Origin of the sequence: Shewanella sp. 10N.286.52.E4, assembly GCF_041468785.1 — a bacterium.
Lineage (GTDB): Bacteria > Pseudomonadota > Gammaproteobacteria > Enterobacterales > Shewanellaceae > Shewanella > Shewanella electrodiphila.
This window is the reverse complement of record NZ_JBFRJJ010000004.1, coordinates 167,663-186,421: the sequence shown is the minus strand read 5'-3', so window position 1 is coordinate 186,421 and position 18,759 is coordinate 167,663. Positions and strand designations below refer to the sequence as shown.

The window sequence follows — 18,759 nt, the reverse complement described above, 5'->3', positions numbered from 1 at the left end:
GGATTTTTAGTGGCTCATTTTGTTGCTCATCGATTTATATTCACCTTAAGTTTCACTTTAGCGTTATCGGTACTAGGCGTTTGTGGCAATGCAGCGGCTACAGAAGTGTTAGCAACTAAAGCTTTAGTGAGCAAAGACATAGTAAACAAAGCTTTAGTAGATAAAAGCATTCCTGCTAAACGGGTGATTGCGTTATCTCCTCATGCAGTAGAAATGCTATATGCCATAGGAGCTGGCGAGACGATTGTTGCTACCACGGATCATGCAGACTTTCCTGAGCAAGCTAAGAATATCCCGAGTATTGGCGGCTATTATGGCATTCAGATGGAGCGAGTGATTGAGCTAAATCCAGACCTTATTGTGGTGTGGAAAAGTGGCAATAAAATGGAAGACATTGGCCAATTAAAACAGCTAGGTTTTAATGTGTTTAATAGCGATCCTAAAAGCTTAGATGATGTGGCCAAAGAGCTAGAACAATTAGGTGAGCTAACGGGGAATCAACAGCAAGCTAAGCGAGTGGCTAATGATTACCGCAAACAGTTATCGCTCATTCGTAGTGAAAACCAACAAAAGCCTGCTGTGAAAGTCTTTTATCAATTATGGTCAACGCCATTAATGACGGTATCAAAGGGAAGTTGGATAGAGCATATTATCAGTGCTTGTCATGGCGAGAATGTATTTATCGATGCTGCCAGTGAATACCCACAGATAAGCGTTGAGAATGTACTATTAACCGGTGCAGAAGTGATTCTTCAAAGCCAAGATGAAGGTAATGTGATTGGTGTCGATTGGTCAACGTGGCCTGAATTACCCGCAGTAAAAAATAATCATATCTATCAGCTTAATGCGGATTTACTGCATCGCGCTTCCCCAAGAGCCATACTAGGTGTGCAAGCACTTTGTGACGCTTTAGATAACGTCAGAGCGCAATGACATCTGACTTATACTCACAAGCGATATGTTTAGCTGTTATCAAAGCACAGCGAGATAAGACCTAAGCTCAAAGTATAAGGCATAACCTTTCCTGTTGTGATTCACCTATTGCTAATAAAGTGTCCGCTCGGACACTTTCCTTTTATGCGGACACTTTTTCAGTGTGTCCGCGGACACATTCTATTGCGTTAAAAGAACTACGATTTAGTTAAGTTTATGATTTTAATTGTTTTTAATTTTCTGGCACGCCCTGTGCTATCTGTTAGGTATCAATATCGAATTAGCGGACTAGATAACCATCTAACTGACATTATCTAGCGAGTTTCAAGGAACTGAGATGATTAAAGATACCAGCGGACAAGATACTGTCGTTAAGCCAAGTGCTTCTAAAAAACTCCGTATACCAGTCATTATTGGCACAGTAGGTGTGTTAATGAGCGCCTTAGTGTGGGCAAGCATTGGACATGATTCATCGATTCGTTCAATTGAAAGCAAAGACTTACGTTTAGCCACGGTAACTCGTGGCACTTTGGTTCGTGATATCGCTACCACAGGTAAAATCGTTGCGGCCAATGCGCCTATTTTGTATAGCACTGAACAAGGTGTCGTGACGCTATTGAGTCAGCCTGGTGATCAAGTTGAACCCAACCAAGTTGTCGCTCAAATCGATAGCCCTAAATTACGCAGTCGTTTTCAACAAGAGCAATCGGTATATGCCGCAATGGAAAGTGATTTAGAGCGCGCCAAGTTAGATGCACGCCGTGAGCAATTACGAGTCACCCAAGTACTGGATATGGCGAAAGTTGATTTGGAAGCCGCAGACAGAGAAAGCCGCCGAGGCGATCAATTGATTCAAAACAGCTTGATTAGCCGAATTGATTTTGAGAAAGGTAAAGATGAGTTACGCAAAGCTAATTTAATGCATCAGCATGCGATTCAAGAAGTCGATTTGATGCGCGATACCTTAACGTTCGAACTGAAAAATCGCGCTTTGGAAGTCGATAGACAAGCCTTGGTTGTGACTGAGCTTGCTCGTCAGATATCAGCATTAGAAGTTAAGGCACCGGTTAAAGGCATTATTGGTAACTGGTTGGTTGAACAAAAAGCACGAATTGGTGCCAGTCAGCCTATTTTAACGGTTGTGGATTTAAGCGCCTTTGAAGCAGAGCTTGCTGTACCTGAGTCTTACGCAGACGATTTAGGTATTGGCATGGAAGTGGAACTGAGTTTTGGCAGCGTCAATGTTATGGGTCACTTGTCTTCTATTTCACCTGAAGTAAGAAATCGTGAGGTAACCGCGCGAGTTAGGTTTAATCCTGAACCGAGCTTATCACTACGTCAAAACCAACGTTTATCAGCAAGGGTGTTATTAGAGAATCGCCCGAATGTATTAATGGTAAAACGTGGTGACTTTTTAAATCGTGGTGGTTCAACTGCATTTGTGATGAGTCAAGATATGGCAGTTAAAACGCCAGTGATACTAGGCGCTAGAAGCATGAGCCAAGTTGAAATCGTCGACGGTGGTAAAGAAGGTGATGTATGGGTGGTGTCTGGCACCGAAGCATTTAGAAACGATGAACAGATTCAAATTAGATAAATGTTAACCCTATTGGATTACAACAGCATTAAGTAAGGACACCACAATGAAATTATCTCAAACAAAACCAATCACTGGCTTTATCGCGTTGATGTTTTTGAGTTTAGCGGTGAGTTATCGCATAGATGAAAGCTTTAACTGGTTGTCATTTAGTTTTCAAATTATTGACCTAACAGATCAACTCGCAGATCAGGTTAGTTATGGATTAAGCAGCGACATAGTGCAGGTGCTATTTGAATTAGATTTTGCCACTGCCATACAGATTATTGTGCAGTTTTAGCACTGTAAATAACCATTTTATTAACCAACTTATAGAATAAATAATGATAACTAGCGCTAAAGCATTAGCTAGTTAAACAAGGAAAGAACACATGTTATCAATGAAAAATATTAGCAAAGTATTTAAAACGGACTTAGTAGAAACTCATGCTTTACGTGACTTTAATCTTGAAGTTGAAGAGGGGGAGTTTGTTGCGGTTACAGGGCCATCAGGCTCAGGAAAAACCACCTTTTTGAATATAGCAGGTTTACTTGAAGGGTTTACCTCTGGCGAATTCTGTCTTGATGGTGTCAATGTATCTAACTTAAGCGATAACCACAGCGCTAAAGTCAGAAATGAAAAAATTGGTTTTATTTTCCAAGGTTTTAACCTTATCCCTGATCTTAATTTAGCTGAAAATGTTGAAGTGCCTTTACGTTATCGTGGTTTTAATCGAGCTGAGCGTAATCGCCGGGTGGAATCAGCGTTAGAGCAAGTAGGATTAGCAGCGCGTATGAAGCATTTACCGTCACAATTGTCAGGTGGGCAGCAGCAACGTGTTGCGATTGCTAGAGCCTTAGCTGGCGAGCCAAGGTTTTTATTAGCCGATGAGCCAACGGGTAATTTAGACAGCTTAATGGCGCGCCAAGTGATGGAGCTACTAGAAAACATCAATCAAACGGGAACCACGATTATTATGGTGACCCATGATGCAGAATTGGCTCGACGTGCCCAGCGCAATATTCAAATCGTTGATGGCCAAGTGTGTGACTTCTCTATGTATCAAAAAGCCGATCAATCTGTTGTAACCGATTTACAGCAAGCTGCTGGCTTACAAAAAGCTGCCAGTAGCAATGGATAATCTGAGTAGGAGATAAGCTTATGTTTTTATATTATTGCGATCTTGCTTGGCGCAGCATCAAGAAAACCCCAATGCTATCCATGCTAATGGTTTTAGCGATTTCAATTGGTATTGGGATTACGATTACTACACTCAATGTTTACAAAACCATGTCATATAACCCTGCCGGAGACAGAAGTGATAGCATCAACTCCATTCAGCTTTGGAGCCAAGGCTTAGATACCTGGGATGATTTTCAGTCGAATATTACTTATACAGATGTCATTAATCTACGTAATAATAACGAGTTAGCGCTTAAGGCTGCATCATTTCGTACTGGGCTGGCAATGCAATCTGATAATCAAGATATTGAGCCTGTGTTAAAAAGTATTCGAATCACAGACAGAGACTTTTTTAGTATTTTCGAGGTGCCATTTTTATATGGTGAACGTTGGAGTAAAACGGTCGATAGTCAGCCTGCTTATCAAGTGGTGATCGGTGAGAAACTCAATCAAACGTTTTTTGATGGACAAAACAGTGTCGGTAAAACCATCTACCTTAATCGTAAGCCTTACCAAGTGGTCGGAGTGATTAAAGAATGGAATCCACAACCTAAATACTATGATCCTCTGAACGGTGCATTCAATGATGCTGAAGAGGTGTTCATTCCATTCTCACTGACTGAGCAAGAAGAGTTTGATGTTTGGGGCAATACCAGTGGCTGGAAATTTGAGCCAATGTTGACCTATCAAGACCGCTTAAATTCTGAAAAAACCTGGATTCAGTTTTGGGCGTTATTACCAACGGCTGCCGACAAGCAACAGTTGCAAACTTGGCTTGCTCAGTATGTTGAACAACAACGCAGCTTTGGTCGTTTCACTGATACTGCTAAAACCCCGCAAGAGTCTTTTCAAATTAGTGATGTGGCGCTATGGCTTGAGAATAATGATGTAGTGCCAAGAGATAACAAAATTTTAGTCGGCCTCAGTGTACTGTTTTTGAGTGTGTGTTTGGTCAATATTTTAGGTTTATTGCTAACTAAGTTTTTAAAACGCGCGCCAGAAGTGGGTGTTCGCCGCGCCATTGGTGCCAGCCGTGGGCAGATATTTTCCCAGTATATGGTGGAAGTGGGCTTAATCGGTTTTATTGGCGGCATTGTAGGGTTGTTGTGGGCTTGGGGGGCATTAACTGTGCTACATGCCGAGTTTAATGTCGACCCGAGTGTTACAGGGTTAGATACCAGCATGTGGATTATCACACCACTAATTGCCATATCAACGGCAGTACTGGCAGGTGTGTACCCTGCTTGGGTAGTGTGCCGCACTAAGCCTAGCGTGTATTTAAAAGCGCAGTAGTGAGCAAAGAAAGGAATTCAACATGTTACATATCAAACCTATTTTATCGAGTTTAATGCGCAGCAAAAGTGGTCCTGTGTTGTTGCTGTTACAGATTATTTTGTCAGTTGCGATTGTGGCTAATGCCAGCTTTATTATTCATGAACGTTTAACCATGATGCAGCGTGATTCGGGCTTAATGGAAGAGCAAGTTTTAAGCTTTAACGTTTATAATTTTGACCCTGCTATCGATAACATTCAGCAAAATGTTATCGACCAACAAATATTACGTGACCTACCCAATGTCATTGATGCCAGTTCAACCAACATGATGCCACTCAGTGGTAGCGGTTGGATGGATCGCTATGTTGATAGTGCCGATGAAGACACCGCCAAAAGTATGCCTGGCTTTGCTTTGTATTTAGGTAATGAACATTTACTCAATGTGATGGGCGCTAAGCTTATCGAAGGGCGTAATTTTCGTCCTGAAGAAATCAATACTCAACTTGATCAAAGCGGCATGGTAGCGATGGTATCGAAACCTCTAGCTGAAGAGTTCTGGGGAGATGAATCTCCCGTTGGCAAAATCATGTATCAAGGTGCACAAACCATCGAAATTATTGGCGTGATTGAAAAGCTACAAGGGGCTTGGGTTAATCATGAGAATTTTGAATATAGCGTGATTCAAAATATTGATTTTGGCGGTGGGTTGAAGAATAAAACCTATATGGTACGTGCTTTACCTGAACATATTCCCGCTCTAGAAGAAGCCATTGTCAAAGCGTTTCATGCTGAAAACCCTAATCGCGTTATTGATGGTTTTTCATCACTACTCGATATGAAGAAAGAGTCTTATAGCAACCATAGATTAATGGCAACCTTACTCAGCATGATGGTGATTTTATTGCTGTTGATTACTGCTTTAGGGTTAACAGGGATGGTGATGTTCAATATTCAGCGTCGTACTAAGCAGATTGGCACTCGCCGTGCTTTAGGGGCGAAAAAACGCGATATTGTTAACTTCTTTATGGTTGAAAACTACATGATTTGTCTTGCTGGTGGAGTGATTGGTGGCTTATTGTCATTGCAATTAGGTCAACAATTAATGAGTTTATATAGTTTACCCATGTTACCCATGACTTATCCTATTGCCGCTATTGCTGGCTTGTTAATCGTGACGACATTGGCAGTGATTTTCCCCGCGCTGAAGGCGGCAAAAATATCACCTGCAATGGCAACCCGCAGCGTTTAACTAACATCATAGGTTAATGGTGAGTCGTCGCCATTAACCTCAAAATAATCCTATGGCCTTATGCTAACTTAGGTTGATACATGCTTAAGCTTCTCGCAAAAGAGACCTTTTTACAGTAACGTTATCTGGATTACATAACGCCAGAACATACAAAGAGAACACATAATACACATGGATAGTATTTTAGTGGTTGATGACAACCATGCTATATGCAGCGCACTGACGTTGATGTTAGACATCCATGGCTATCGAGCATTGAGCTGTGAAACGCCAGAGCAAGCCTTAGATATTGTATCTAAACAAGATATTAGTCTTGTTATTCAAGACATGAACTTTACTCAAGATACGACTTCTGGCGAAGAAGGTAAGCAGCTGTTTTATACCTTACGCCAGCAGCAGCCCAATTTACCGATTATTTTAATGACGGCGTGGACACAATTAGAAACCGCTGTTGAATTGGTTAAAGCAGGCGCTGCCGATTACATGGGCAAGCCCTGGGATGACGCCAAGCTGCTCACTAGCATCAATAATCTATTGTCGATTTATCACCTTTCTAAGCAAAATAATCAACTGACCCGCGTGGACTCTGATCGCATGAGTGCCATTAACAATGCTGACTTGTGCGGTATGGTATTTGGCAGCGGCGTAATGCAGCGCTGTATTGATTTAGCATTACAAGTGGCCAAGTCTGATGTGTCCGTGATGATTACGGGCCCTAATGGTGCAGGCAAAGATAAAATTGCTGATATATTACAAGCCAACTCATTATTAAGTCATAAGCCATTTATCAAAGTGAACATTGGCGCATTGCCAATGGATTTACTGGAAGCCGAATTATTTGGCGCTGAAGCTGGCGCGTTCACTGGTGCAAACAAAGTTCGCATAGGCCGTTTTGAAGCCGCAGACGGCGGTACACTATTTTTAGATGAGATTGGTAACTTGCCGTTATCTGGGCAAGTGAAACTATTACGCGTGCTGCAAACTGGCGAATTTGAACGTCTTGGAAGTCATCAAACTCGAAGAGTGAATGTCCGCGTGATTAGCGCAACCAATGCAGACTTAGCAGATGATATTGCCAATGGCCTGTTTAGAGAAGATTTATTCTACCGCTTAAACGTGATTGAGCTGCCATTAGCACCACTTAATCAGCGCGTGGATGATATTTTACCGTTAGCACTGCATTTTGTTGGTGAAGGGTTTAGCTTTGATAAACCTGCTCAGCAAGCATTATTATCACACCCGTGGTCTGGCAATGTCAGAGAACTTGAAAACGTCTGCAAAAGGGCGGTTTTACTGACACAAAATGCCGTATTAACCAGCGCTGATTTAGGGCTGACATCTGTAATCGTCAATACAACAGTTCAAGAGACTACGCCTGTATCAACTAAGAATATGCCAGTATCTGAACCCGATAAGTTGCAAATTGAACAAGCGCTTATCGCTCATAATGGTGTGATTGCGAGGGTGGCTAAGTCTTTAGGTTTAAGCCGCCAAGCACTTTATCGCCGTATGGATAAATACGGCCTTTCTGCTAATTAGCCCATGGCGATGACTTTATTAAATGCGAATAAAAGTGAACATAGATAATGAAAAATACGCTGCAACTTCGAAGTAAGTTAGTGCTTGGTAATCTTTTAAGCCTGGCCGTCAGCGGACTATGTGGTTGGAGTATTTGGTTTTCATTTGGCCCTGAACAATTATGGCTGGCGATTGTCATTAGTGCGGGAGTTTGTTTCTTAATTAGTATGTGGTTAACTCAAACGTTGAGCGATAGTTTAAGCGCATTAGAAGTGGGTTTACTCAACTTTAAAGATAATGAATTTAGCGTATCTTTACATGGCTATGGCGAACCACAATTAGATGCCATTGCAGAGCTGTATAACCAAGCATCGCAAAAGCTGCGTAATGAACGGCAGTTCATCTATCAACGTGAATTGATGCTCGATAAAGTTATTCAAAACTCACCCAACATTATGTTGCTGGTGGATGACCACCAAAGAATTATCTATGCCAATGACGCTGCAAGACACTTATTTAACCAAGGTGTACGCATTGAAGGTATGTTGTTATCTGATTTAATTGCAGAGCTACCTCATGCGCTCAAGCAAGCACTCGATAGCGAGCATGAAGGGCTATTTTCAATTGATGGTGACAACCCAAATAGTAGTGATGATGACGTTGAGACCTGGCATATCTCACGGGGCAAGTTCAGCCAAAACAATCAACAACACCATTTAATATTACTCAAGCAGCTGACCAAAGAACTTAATCGCCAAGAAGTGGCAGTGTGGAAGAAGGTTATCCGCATTATCAGCCACGAATTGAACAACTCAGTAGCACCTATAGCGTCTATGGTGAATTCAGGAAGAGTGTTAACCAAGGACGTTAATAACGACAAGCTTGAGTTGATATTCGACACCATCGAAAATCGTACGGCACATTTAAGCCAATTTATCTCTCATTATGCAGAGTTTGCCAAATTACCCTTACCTCGAAAAACCATTGTCAATTGGGATAACTTGATTGAGCAATTAGCTGAGCAATACGCTTTTAAATTGAATTCAGATTTACCAACAATGGCAATTGAATTAGATTGCGTTCAGCTTGAACAAGTACTGATTAACTTACTTAAAAATGCCCATGAATCGGGAGCTGATAAAGATAAAGTCAGCTTAAGCTTTCAACAGGTAAATCATCCTCTAGCAGGCATTATTATCACTATCGAAGATAATGGTAGCGGTATGTCGAGTGAAGTGCTGTCTCAAGCGTTATTACCGTTTTATTCAACTAAACAGTCAGGTACCGGAATTGGCCTGCCTTTATGTCGTGAAATAGTAGAAGCTCACGGCGGTCATATTACCATGCAAAACCGTGCACAAGGTGGACTTAGCGTTAAGTTGTGGCTGCCAAAAGAATCGGTTATTTAAAAAATAGAAGGCTAAAGGAATAGATTGCAAATGAAACTGGCACAGTTAAATATCGCAAAATGTAAATACCCACTAGAAGCTCCAGAGATGAAAGACTTTGTTGATAATCTTGATGAGGTCAATGGGATTGCCGAGGCGAGTTTAGGTTTTGTATGGCGACTGCAAGATGAGTCTGGAGATGCCACCCAAATTCAAGTATTCGATGATCCGAGCTTGATTGTCAATATGTCCGTTTGGGAAGATGTTGAATCGCTAAAAAACTTTATGTTTCGCACCCATCATCGCGATTTTATGCGCCGAAAAGGCGAGTGGTTTGAACGCTTATCTGAAGACAGCTATGTTTTGTGGTGGGTCGCTGAAGGGCATACTCCTGATGTTCACGAAGCAAAAGAAAGGTTAATGCACTTAAGAGAAAATGGTGACTCGGCATACGCTTTTACGTTTAAAAGTAACTTTACCGAAAGCGATATAGCCTGATTTTAGGACTAAAACTAAAAGCCAATTTTTGCACTAAGCACTCGTTTCTAAGTAATGACTAACTCGCGGATAATGCCTTTACTGAACCAAGATTGTAATGTCTGCAGCACCATCATAGGTGCGGCCTGTTCATCGTACCAATTCAGCATTGCCTCACATTGATGGGCAAAATCATTTCCTTCAATAAAACCTGTTAATAGCGCGTATTGGCTTTGATTTAATGATTCAAATTGAGTCAACCTTTCACTGTTACGCCATAAGGCCCAATACCTTTGTTGTTGATAATATGGGGCGTCAGGAGCCGTTTCAGCTTTAAGTGCTTGCCAGCTTTCTACAGCGTTACTTTTGCAGCTAAACATTTGTAAGCTTGGGTGAAAGCGTAAACTGCAATCAGGCCATAACTCAGGTGCTAAAGTCTGCAAATCTGTGAAGTCAGCTCGAGTAGACTCAGCGCCATCAAAAGCAGCGAGTAACAAACGCTCAAATTGGGCAATATCAGCTAAAATAGGATATTGGCAAAAGAAGTCATCTGTGCGCAAAAACGCGGGTAAATTATCGCAAAACTGTCGCAGAGATGTTGCTGAAGAGGGGTGAGCGTCGAGATATTCTATGGCTAACTTATCAAATAGTTCATCACCTAAATATTGGCCTAAAATCTGATGATCTGTTTCCATGGTTTCTTTCAGACGAATTCGATATGCATTGGCATAGATTTGTAGTCGATGGTCTGCAGAAATTCCTTTTTGATCCGAAACCCGCTCCCTGATATCAACAAGGTTATTATCGCTTTTGGCCGATAATAAATATTGCATAAACGCTTGTTGAGTTTGTCTTAGTTGACTCATACGGCCACCTTTTTACTGGGTAACTGATAAGGATGCTGAATAAGATCTTCATTAGTACTCATTGGCGATATCGCTCCCATTGGGGCGAGTGATGACTGGCTTAATGCAGGATGTCCCGGCAAGGTGAGTTCAGCGATTTTCTGCGCCTCTAGCAGCTCTTGGTATAGCACTGGAAAATCTGGAATATTGGCATCTCGTTCAATCATGGTGCTGATGGGGCCAAAGCGCTCAAGCGCTGCTTGATATAATGTCCACACACTGGGCGGTACATCGTGGTCGTGAGTATCAATCACATATTCGCCGTAGTCTGAGTGGCCAGCTAAATGAAATTGTTGTACACGACGAGGATCAATTTTTTTTAAGTAATCTAGTGGGTTAAAAAAATGGTTTCGAGCACTGACGTAAATATTGTTGATATCCAGTAAAATAAGGCAATCAGCTTCTTCTGCAACTTGTGATAAAAAGTCCCATTCATCCATGGTTGAGTCTTTATATGATAGGTAACTGGATACGTTTTCAAGTAGCAGCCTTCTGCCCAAAACGTCTTGGGCTATTTTCACTCGTTCAGCCACATGTTTAACGGTTTCTTCTGTGTAGGGCAAAGGTAATAAATCATGACTGTTAACGCCATGAATTGACGTCCAGCAAATATGATCAGAGATCCATTTAGGATTAATGTCATTACTGAGTTTTTTTAGAGATTTAAGGTAGTCCATATCCAGTGGGTCAGTACTGCCAATTGACATTGATACGCCGTGCATGACTACCGGATATTGCTCTGCGATTGCCTCTAAATAGTATCGAGGTTTACCCCCAGCAACTAAGTAGTTTTCAGATAAGACTTCAAACCAATCGATAGCAGGTTGGTGCTGCAAAATATACTCGAAATGATCCGTGCGTAACCCTAAGCCAAAACCAATAAAGTCTTGTGTGATTTTCTGTTCTGACATTGGCTTACCTCTTATTGAACGCATCGCATTGTGCGGGAAGTTAATAGCTTGGAAATTAGGGGGGGAATCTTACCAAGCCATCACTTTTTACTTTTTCACAGTAGCGAACTCTTATTGGAATGTTCGCTCAAATGATCGCTAACCCGTTTTACCGCCGATGTCAGCACATGATTTAGCTGTTGTATTGACAAAACCTGAACCTTTACAGCTCGCTTTGCCACCACACGCATGATCAGCGCCTTTACAATCATTATGGCCTTTACATACGTTGACGCCGTAACAATGGACCAAATCTGCCTTCGTTATTTTACCAACCCAGTCATCTTTGACTTTACCGCCAACATCACCACAGGCCTTTGATGGCATAGCAACAAACCCAGTTCCTTCACAACTTGCTTGGCCTTTACAGGCATTATCAGCTGTACCGCAATCATTGTGTCCTTTACAGACATTGACGTCATAACAGTGGACTAAATCGGTTTCACCCGCAGCTAAAGGTGCAGTATTAGATTCACCTGCCACTGCTTGACCTGATAACCCAGCCATTGCCATTGCAAGTGCTGCACCTGAAAGTGCTGTTTGTGCTTTCGTATTCATGATAGTTCCTTGCTTAAATTTGAACGTTCAAATGAATCAATATTATTGAGTGTTCAATTGAGTTGTAAGCTTAATTAGTGAGGTAAGTAGACACTTACATGTGCTCCTACTAATTAAAAGATGCTGCTCTTAAAAGATACTGTCCGCGGTTATCTGTCTTAATAGCAGGTAACTATATTGACCGTGAGGGTGGCTGGGATATTTCAAATTAGTTGTGTGAGGTAAACAAAATGTTATAACCAAGCAGGGCGAGAATAGCGTTTTACAGTTGATTTAAAACAATTTAAATTCAGTTTTATGTTAATGAAATAAATTTCTGATTTCAGCTAACTGAGCCTATTTATCACTTCATAAGCGGTTATTTTTAAGTCTAGATAATTGAAAATTTAAATCTAGACAATTGAAAATTTAAATCTAGACAGTTGAAAAGTCCTTTTTAAAGCCACTAAAAAGTGATTTACTGTCGGCTAATTGTCCTCTGCAAGCTTGGAAGCATTAATGCAAACTCTACTTATCTGTTTATTTATCGCTATGTTATTACCTTATTTGGCTAAAGGTCCTGTGGCAGTTGCTATGGCAAAACTGGGCGGTTATGACAATGCTCACCCACGTTCGCAACAAGCACAGTTAACTGGGGTTGGTGCTAGAGCATTAGCTGGGCATCAGAATGCGTTTGAGTCATTGATTGTTTTTGGCATAAGTTGTCTTGTAGTGCTTGCTACCGATAATGTCACCCCACTAGTGTCGACCTTGGCTATCGTACATGTCATCGCAAGGGTTAGTTATCACTTACTTTATTTAAAAGGCATTGCCACTATGCGTTCACTGGCTTGGTTTGTCGGAATATTTAGTGCCTTTGGGATTTTCTTTCAAGCTTTTTAAATATGCTTGAATGAATAAAAAGCGCTTACCGTTTATATAAACGATAAGCGCTTTTTTGTAGTGATTATTCTAGGCTAATTCATATCACTCTACTTTTAATAATTAGATAATATGACTTAGTTTTATCAATCAGTCTGTTATAAATTAGTATGTTATAAACCAGTCTTATTTAAGTATGAACTGCATAGTCTGTATAACCTTCAGCGCCTCCGCCATAGAGGGTTAATCTGGCATCAGCATCAAACTCTGTAAGTGAAATATTCTGATTAAATCGCTGGACTAAATCGGGATTAGTCACGTAAGGCGTACCAAAGGCGACTAAGTCTACATAACCTTTTTCAAGCAAAGCTTGCGCACTTTGTTGAGTGAGTTTACCTGCAACCATTATCGGGTTTGGATAAATATCACGAATTTTCTGTCTAAAGCTATCAGTTGCTTCGGTGTAATCGCCGATGTTTTCGGAAAAATGCACATAGGCAAGCTTCATAGGAGCAAGTTGCTTCAGTAGCAGCTCCGTGACTTCAATAATATCGCTATCAACCTCTTTAAATCCTTCACCCACTAATGGTGATAAACGGATAGCCACTTTGTCAGCGCCAATGGCATCATTAACAGCATTGATCACCTCAAGTGGAAAACGTAGTCTATTTTGCTGGCTGCCGCCATATTCATCTTGGCGTTGGTTGCTTACAGAACGCATGAATTGATCCAGTAAATAGCCGTGAGCACCGTGAAGTTCTACACCATCAAATCCTGCTTCAATTGCATTACGTGCCGCTTGAACAAAGTCAGCGGTGGTTTGCTCAATATCCTCATTGGTCATGGCTCTTGGAATTGACGTTTCAACCATGCCGAAACTTCCATCAGCCAAAGGACCGTAAACCTGATCCGGTTGTTTAATTGCTGATGGTGCTACTGGCTGCTGGCCAGCAATATCAGTGTGCGAACGTCGGCCGACATGCCATAGTTGCAAGAAAATCTTGCCGCCTTGTTTGTGCACTGCTGTCGTCGTCTTTTTCCAACCTTCGATATGCTGTTGGCTATAAATTCCCGGTGTTAACGAGTAGCCACGTGCCACAGCTGAAATTGGCGTACCTTCAGCAATAATAAGTCCTGCCGAAGCGCGCTGCTGATAGTAGTTAGCCATTAAATCATTAGGTACATCACCTGGTTGAGTGGTACGTGAACGTGTCATTGGCGCCATGACGATACGATTGGCAAGTGTGCCGCTCGCCATTGGAAATTCTGAAAATAACATAACAATTCCTAATTCTTCTGAGCAGATGTGCTGTTAATAAGCACATCTGCACCTGTGTTAATAGTGATATTGCAAAGCAAACTAACTGTCTGACGGCATTGTGAAAACGGAGCTATGTATAACTTGGATAGTCAGTTAAGCCTTTTTCATCACCACCAAATAATGTCTCTGGATTATGACTTGCCCAAGTATGGCCATGTTTTATTCTTGCTGGTAAATCAGGGTTCGCTACAAAAGGTCGACCGAATGCAATCATGTCAGCAAGACCTGATTCAATAGCTGTAGTAGCTCTTTGGCTTGTGTATTTTCCTGCATAAATTAACACGCCTTTAAAAGCCGCTCTGAGCGCTTGTTTAAACTCAATACTCATTACTGGGGCATCATCCCAGTCAGCTTCTGCGATATGGATATACGCAACATCATGTTGATTGAGTAACTTAGCTGCAGCGGTATAGGTGAGTTCAGGTGAAGCATCGACTGTACCGTTAAGTGTGGTCAAAGGCGCTAAGCGGACCCCAATTTTATCAGCGCCAATAGCGCTTGCCATTGCTGTGATCACTTCATCTAAAAAGCGTAAACGGTTGCTTAGTGAGCCACCATACTCATCAGTACGTAGGTTTGATTCAGAATCAATAAATTGGTTAATTAAATAACCATTAGCAGCGTGCAACTCAATACCATCAAAGCCCGCTTTTACGGCATTGAGTGCGGCTTGTTTAAATTGTTCGACCACTTGTTTAATGTCCGCATGTGTCATTTCTCTTGGTTCAACGACGTCAACAAAACCTGGACCATTTTTACCATCATCGATGAATACTTTGACGTTTTCAGCTTTGATTGCTGATGACGATATTGGCTGCTGATTACCAATGTTTTCAGGGTGAGTGACCCTGCCAACATGCCAGAGTTGAGCAAACATAATGCCATGCTTAGCATGAACTGCATCAGTGACTTTTTTCCAGCCGGATAGTTGTTTATCTGAATAAATCCCGGGAGTCCAAGCATAGCCTTTAGCCATAGCAGAAATTTGGCTGCCTTCACCGATAATCAGCCCAGCACTGCTACGTTGAGCATAATAGGTTGCCATGATGTCAGTGGCGCTGTCATCTGTGTTATTGGCACGAGAGCGCGTCATTGGTGGCATGACAATTCGGTTAGCTAGCGTGAGTTTGCCGAGTTTAATGGGATTAAAAAGTGCAGCGGTCATGATAAGTCCTCAATGATTTGCGAATTGAGGCTATGTTAGCTAATCGGTTACGTTACAAAAATAGCAATTATTACAAATTACTTTTGTTAAAATTGCAAAAGTGTAGATTTGAATTTTCTTTCGACAAGATTACGCTTTCATGGAACGCCAAAACATCTCAAAGCTGGCTTCGCGGTGAGTTATATCGTGACCCCATTGAGGGTTGTCGGTGAAGTATCGAATCGCGGCGAGGTATTGGCCGTGACAATTTTCAAGCATCAATGCTAACGGAAAATTAGCTATGATATTAAGTTGTTGGCCTTTGGCGATAAGCTCAATAATAAAATGCAAAATGCTATTCATTGCTTGCGCTCTGATGGTGGCATCGATTTCTGAAGATAGCGAAAACTGCAAGAAAAAGCGCTGTTTTATCGGGTAAAGTAATGCCCAGTCGATAGCGTGTTGCCATAAGCTGTTGGCACTATGTTTGAGGGTCGCAGCGTTATTAACGTCGGCAGAAATAGAATGAGTCACGTTTAATTCAGCTGAACCCGTGATCGTATTATCGTTCAGCTTTATGCTCACTTCGTCGGCTGCAAGTTTGGCCATCGATGCTGTGATTGAGTCCGCAAACTCTTGTTTAACTGATACAAATAGATGGTTTAACAGGGCTTCTTTAGAAGGAAAATGATGAAATAAGGTGCCAGTGGCGACACCTGACTTTTTGGCGATAGAGGCTGTAGAGGTGCCATGAAAACCTTGTTCAACAAACAGAATAAGTGCGGCGTCTAAAATCGCTTGTTTTTTATCCGTCTTACTCGACTTCGCTTTACTTTCCATTGGTGACCTTTACTTATTTCATTAACGATATAGTCAATGGAGATGCTGAAACGATCTAGCAATCTCCAGTTTCTATTTTAAACATTACTTACGTTGTATTTTTACGTAAAACACTAACTAGTTGTTATATCGTAAGATAACTTAGCGTAAAAACATTTTCATCAATAATGCTTGGATTTTTGTGCCGTAAGGTGGATGGACAAATATCCCCGAGTTGAATTTACCGCTTTTTAACACTGTTTTAGCGTGACTAAAGGTTAAGAAGCCTTCTTTACCGTGATAGTGCCCCATACCTGAAGGTCCAATACCACCAAATGGTGCATCATCTGCTGCCACATGAAAAACGGTATCATTAATACACACTCCGCCAGAATGAGTATTTTGAATGATGTGTTGCTGGGTCGCGTTATCAAAACTCATGACATAAAGCGCTAAAGGGCGCTCATTTTTATTGATGTAGCCAATGGCTTTATCAATATTTTGATAACTAATGATCGGCAATAATGGCCCGAAAATTTCTTCTTGCATGACAGTCATGTCATCAGTTGTAGATGTGATCAGCTGCGTCGGTAACTTACGCACATTGGCATCAATGGCATATTCTGCAGCGGGGTGAATTGTTGCGCCTTTTTGTTTGGCGTCTTCTAATACAGCGAGTAAACGCGAATACTGACGTTCATTGATAACATTGCCGTAATCTGGGTTATTGGCAAAATCTGGATACATCTTATTGAAACGTTTTTGATACTCGCTGATGAACGCATCGACTTTATCTTCAGGGCATAATATGTAATCTGGCGCTACACAGATTTGACCTGCGTTTAAACACTTACCATAGATTAATCGCTCAACAGCTGTTGGAATGTCAATATCAGGCGCGACGATAACAGGCGATTTACCACCGAGCTCTAATGTCACAGGCGTTAAGTTATCAGCAGCCGAACGCATAACGTGACGTCCCACTGTGGTTGAGCCAGTAAATAATAAATGATCGAATGGCAATGATGAGAACTGAGCAGCGATATCTGCTTCACCTTCTACAACAGCAACTTCATCTTGGGAAAATATATCGCTCAATAGAGCAATTAAAACCTGATTGGTGGCAGGGGTAAATTCTGACATTTTAAGCATCGCACGATTACCTGCTGCAATAGCGGTAATTAAAGGCCCTACCGCTAACATCACAGGGAAATTCCAAGGCACGATAATGCCTACAACACCCAATGGCTGGTAATGAACGGTGACAGAAGACGGAGCAAGTAATAAACCAGCATGACGTCTATCTGGTTTCATCCAAGACTTAAGGTGTTTAATCGAGTAATTAATATTATTAATACACGGCATAATGTCAGAAATCATGGTGTCATTGCCTGAACGATGACCATAATCAGTGGCTAATGCATTAACGAACTGTTCACTGTTCTCAAGTAATGCCGCTTTCAGCTTGTTAAGCTTTTCTATACGTGACTGATAGCTAGGTGCTGGCATAGAAAGGTATGCATTGCGTTGCTGCTCCAGTAAAAGCTGCAATGATGTTTGCTGATTGTCACTGACTGCCATATTCATAAATTCTCCTAGCATCAACCATGTTTCATGATTGCTGTTATGTATAAAATAAAACCGACCGATTAGTCGGTTTACTATGGGCTAGTATTGAATAAATAGCAAGTAGTTTGAAATTTGAGCTGTATCAAGGAGGTGATTATGGATTTACACTACACTTTTATTAGTGGGTAAAATTGGATTGAAGTTAAGTGTTCAAATAAGTGCTCAAGTACGTGTTTAACTATGTTCCTAAGGTCAAACTCAGCCTGGGTAATAGTGTGATAAGTTGCTCATCCTTTAATCATTACTCATGTCATCAGTGCAAAAATATTAAGTATAAATTAAAAAAAACTTGGTATATTCAATGAGAGTATCGTCGACCTGATAAAGGTTTAAGCAGTATCGGTAACCATGAGTTATCTGAACAATATAGATGAGTTATTTATTTGTTTTCAATCTGCAGGAGGAAATCATTATGCGTACACGTAATATTTTATGGCCAACAGACTTTTCTGAAACAGCATCCCATGCTTTACGTTATGCCATTGAAATGGCGAATTTATACCAAGTAGGGATCCGTATTCTACATGTGGTTGACCAGCCTTTAGGTGATGAAAATTACATGATCCTTGCGATTACCCCCGAAGAACTGGCTAAAAGCATGGAGCAAGCAGCCGCAGATAAAATGCGCAGTTTACTAGCAGAGCTTAAAACTGATCTGCCTGTTGAAACCGTGATCAGGCGCGGTGACGCAATTGAAGAAATTGTGTCAGAAGCCAATAGTAGCGATATTGGTATGGTGGTGATTGCCAGCCACGGAAGAACAGGTTTAGCTCATTTTTTACATGACAACGTTGCTGAAGAAGTGGCTAATCAAGCTGATTGCCCAGTATTAGTGGTCAAATAGTTAACTGAGCAGTTATTAGTGGTGCGGAACACTTAGATCATACACTGATAATCGTGCCTTTGATTAAAGGCTATTTTCAAGGTTTAGTTAGTGGAATGAGCTGTCAGGATATCACTGACAACTCATTTG

At 41.3% G+C, this 18,759-nt stretch carries 18 protein-coding genes; 11 read left to right on the top strand and 7 right to left on the bottom strand.

What is annotated here, in order from left to right; translation table 11 throughout:
- Window positions 1-126: 126 nt before the first annotated feature.
- From AB4153_RS02220 to AB4153_RS02180, 9 genes are all read left to right on the top strand, one after another.
- Window positions 127-933 carry a cobalamin-binding protein gene (locus AB4153_RS02220; RefSeq protein ID WP_371996224.1) on the top strand — a complete coding sequence of 269 codons (807 nt, stop codon included), beginning with the start codon at window positions 127-129 and terminating at the stop codon, window positions 931-933.
- A gap of 337 nt (window positions 934-1,270) precedes the next feature.
- Window positions 1,271-2,530, top strand: a complete 1,260-nt coding sequence (locus AB4153_RS02215) for an efflux RND transporter periplasmic adaptor subunit (protein ID WP_371996205.1) — start codon at window positions 1,271-1,273, stop codon at window positions 2,528-2,530.
- A gap of 46 nt (window positions 2,531-2,576) precedes the next feature.
- Complete coding sequence (locus AB4153_RS02210; RefSeq protein WP_102526143.1) at window positions 2,577-2,810, top strand: hypothetical protein; 234 nt, start codon at window positions 2,577-2,579, stop codon at window positions 2,808-2,810.
- Window positions 2,811-2,901: 91 nt separating this feature from the next.
- Window positions 2,902-3,651, top strand: a complete 750-nt coding sequence (locus AB4153_RS02205) for an ABC transporter ATP-binding protein (protein WP_371996203.1) — start codon at window positions 2,902-2,904, stop codon at window positions 3,649-3,651.
- Between the two features lie 20 nt (window positions 3,652-3,671).
- Entirely contained in the window at window positions 3,672-4,985 is a 1,314-nt protein-coding gene (locus AB4153_RS02200; RefSeq protein WP_229368993.1) for an ABC transporter permease, read from the top strand.
- A 22-nt stretch (window positions 4,986-5,007) separates the two neighbouring features.
- Window positions 5,008-6,216, top strand: a complete 1,209-nt coding sequence (locus tag AB4153_RS02195; RefSeq protein WP_371996202.1) for an ABC transporter permease — start codon at window positions 5,008-5,010, stop codon at window positions 6,214-6,216.
- A 171-nt stretch (window positions 6,217-6,387) separates the two neighbouring features.
- Window positions 6,388-7,755 (top strand): sigma-54-dependent transcriptional regulator, encoded by a 1,368-nt coding sequence (locus AB4153_RS02190; protein ID WP_371996200.1) that lies wholly within the window; start codon window positions 6,388-6,390, stop codon window positions 7,753-7,755.
- 47 nt (window positions 7,756-7,802) lie between these two features.
- A complete protein-coding gene (locus AB4153_RS02185) occupies window positions 7,803-9,143 on the top strand; it encodes an ATP-binding protein (protein WP_371996198.1) in 1,341 nt (446 codons plus the stop codon).
- Window positions 9,144-9,173: 30 nt separating this feature from the next.
- Window positions 9,174-9,620, top strand: coding sequence for a DUF3291 domain-containing protein (locus AB4153_RS02180; RefSeq protein ID WP_248954897.1), 447 nt, complete (start codon window positions 9,174-9,176; stop codon window positions 9,618-9,620).
- 47 nt (window positions 9,621-9,667) lie between these two features.
- Here the strand turns inward: AB4153_RS02180 and AB4153_RS02175 are convergent, their stop codons facing one another.
- The 3 genes from AB4153_RS02175 to AB4153_RS02165 all read right to left on the bottom strand — a co-directional run bounded on the left by AB4153_RS02175 (window position 9,668) and on the right by AB4153_RS02165 (window position 12,012).
- Window positions 9,668-10,465 carry a putative DNA-binding domain-containing protein gene (locus tag AB4153_RS02175; RefSeq protein WP_371996196.1) on the bottom strand — a complete coding sequence of 266 codons (798 nt, stop codon included), beginning with the start codon at window positions 10,463-10,465 and terminating at the stop codon, window positions 9,668-9,670.
- Entirely contained in the window at window positions 10,462-11,415 is a 954-nt protein-coding gene (locus AB4153_RS02170; protein WP_102526151.1) for a DUF692 domain-containing protein, read from the bottom strand. The genes AB4153_RS02175 and AB4153_RS02170 overlap by 4 nt, the downstream gene beginning before the upstream one ends.
- 138 nt (window positions 11,416-11,553) lie before the next feature.
- Window positions 11,554-12,012 carry a hypothetical protein gene (locus AB4153_RS02165; RefSeq protein WP_102526152.1) on the bottom strand — a complete coding sequence of 153 codons (459 nt, stop codon included), beginning with the start codon at window positions 12,010-12,012 and terminating at the stop codon, window positions 11,554-11,556.
- Window positions 12,013-12,510: 498 nt separating this feature from the next.
- Here AB4153_RS02165 and AB4153_RS02160 point away from each other — a divergent pair, with 498 nt between their 5' ends.
- Window positions 12,511-12,894: an MAPEG family protein gene (locus AB4153_RS02160; protein ID WP_102526153.1), complete on the top strand. Its 384-nt coding sequence runs from the start codon at window positions 12,511-12,513 to the stop codon at window positions 12,892-12,894.
- A 169-nt stretch (window positions 12,895-13,063) separates the two neighbouring features.
- Here AB4153_RS02160 and AB4153_RS02155 read toward each other — a convergent pair whose 3' ends face one another.
- The 4 genes from AB4153_RS02155 to AB4153_RS02140 all read right to left on the bottom strand — a co-directional run bounded on the left by AB4153_RS02155 (window position 13,064) and on the right by AB4153_RS02140 (window position 17,744).
- Complete coding sequence (locus tag AB4153_RS02155) at window positions 13,064-14,152, bottom strand: alkene reductase (RefSeq protein WP_371996195.1); 1,089 nt, start codon at window positions 14,150-14,152, stop codon at window positions 13,064-13,066.
- Between the two features lie 112 nt (window positions 14,153-14,264).
- Window positions 14,265-15,359, bottom strand: coding sequence for an alkene reductase (locus AB4153_RS02150; protein ID WP_371996194.1), 1,095 nt, complete (start codon window positions 15,357-15,359; stop codon window positions 14,265-14,267).
- A 129-nt stretch (window positions 15,360-15,488) separates the two neighbouring features.
- Entirely contained in the window at window positions 15,489-16,178 is a 690-nt protein-coding gene (locus AB4153_RS02145; protein WP_102526156.1) for a TetR/AcrR family transcriptional regulator, read from the bottom strand.
- Window positions 16,179-16,319: 141 nt separating this feature from the next.
- Entirely contained in the window at window positions 16,320-17,744 is a 1,425-nt protein-coding gene (locus AB4153_RS02140) for a coniferyl aldehyde dehydrogenase (RefSeq protein ID WP_371996192.1), read from the bottom strand.
- Window positions 17,745-18,198: 454 nt separating this feature from the next.
- Here AB4153_RS02140 and AB4153_RS02135 point away from each other — a divergent pair, with 454 nt between their 5' ends.
- Window positions 18,199-18,630 carry a universal stress protein gene (locus tag AB4153_RS02135; protein WP_371996191.1) on the top strand — a complete coding sequence of 144 codons (432 nt, stop codon included), beginning with the start codon at window positions 18,199-18,201 and terminating at the stop codon, window positions 18,628-18,630.
- The last annotated feature ends 129 nt before the right edge of the window (window positions 18,631-18,759 follow it).

Excerpts from the sequence above, each read along its gene's own strand:
- AB4153_RS02160 (WP_102526153.1), top strand. The coding sequence starts at position 12,511 with ATGCAAACTCTACTTATCTGTTTATTTATCGCTATGTTATTACCTTAT.
- AB4153_RS02210 (WP_102526143.1), top strand. The coding sequence starts at position 2,577 with ATGAAATTATCTCAAACAAAACCAATCACTGGCTTTATCGCGTTGATG.
- AB4153_RS02155 (WP_371996195.1), bottom strand. The coding sequence starts at position 14,152 with ATGTTATTTTCAGAATTTCCAATGGCGAGCGGCACACTTGCCAATCGT.
- AB4153_RS02135 (WP_371996191.1), top strand. The coding sequence starts at position 18,199 with ATGCGTACACGTAATATTTTATGGCCAACAGACTTTTCTGAAACAGCA.
- AB4153_RS02180 (WP_248954897.1), top strand. The coding sequence starts at position 9,174 with ATGAAACTGGCACAGTTAAATATCGCAAAATGTAAATACCCACTAGAA.
- AB4153_RS02150 (WP_371996194.1), bottom strand. The coding sequence starts at position 15,359 with ATGACCGCTGCACTTTTTAATCCCATTAAACTCGGCAAACTCACGCTA.
- AB4153_RS02145 (WP_102526156.1), bottom strand. The coding sequence starts at position 16,178 with ATGGAAAGTAAAGCGAAGTCGAGTAAGACGGATAAAAAACAAGCGATT.
- AB4153_RS02175 (WP_371996196.1), bottom strand. The coding sequence starts at position 10,465 with ATGAGTCAACTAAGACAAACTCAACAAGCGTTTATGCAATATTTATTA.
- AB4153_RS02215 (WP_371996205.1), top strand. The coding sequence starts at position 1,271 with ATGATTAAAGATACCAGCGGACAAGATACTGTCGTTAAGCCAAGTGCT.
- AB4153_RS02200 (WP_229368993.1), top strand. The coding sequence starts at position 3,672 with ATGTTTTTATATTATTGCGATCTTGCTTGGCGCAGCATCAAGAAAACC.
- AB4153_RS02170 (WP_102526151.1), bottom strand. The coding sequence starts at position 11,415 with ATGTCAGAACAGAAAATCACACAAGACTTTATTGGTTTTGGCTTAGGG.
- AB4153_RS02190 (WP_371996200.1), top strand. The coding sequence starts at position 6,388 with ATGGATAGTATTTTAGTGGTTGATGACAACCATGCTATATGCAGCGCA.
- AB4153_RS02165 (WP_102526152.1), bottom strand. The coding sequence starts at position 12,012 with ATGAATACGAAAGCACAAACAGCACTTTCAGGTGCAGCACTTGCAATG.
- AB4153_RS02195 (WP_371996202.1), top strand. The coding sequence starts at position 5,008 with ATGTTACATATCAAACCTATTTTATCGAGTTTAATGCGCAGCAAAAGT.
- AB4153_RS02140 (WP_371996192.1), bottom strand. The coding sequence starts at position 17,744 with ATGAATATGGCAGTCAGTGACAATCAGCAAACATCATTGCAGCTTTTA.
- AB4153_RS02205 (WP_371996203.1), top strand. The coding sequence starts at position 2,902 with ATGTTATCAATGAAAAATATTAGCAAAGTATTTAAAACGGACTTAGTA.
- AB4153_RS02185 (WP_371996198.1), top strand. The coding sequence starts at position 7,803 with ATGAAAAATACGCTGCAACTTCGAAGTAAGTTAGTGCTTGGTAATCTT.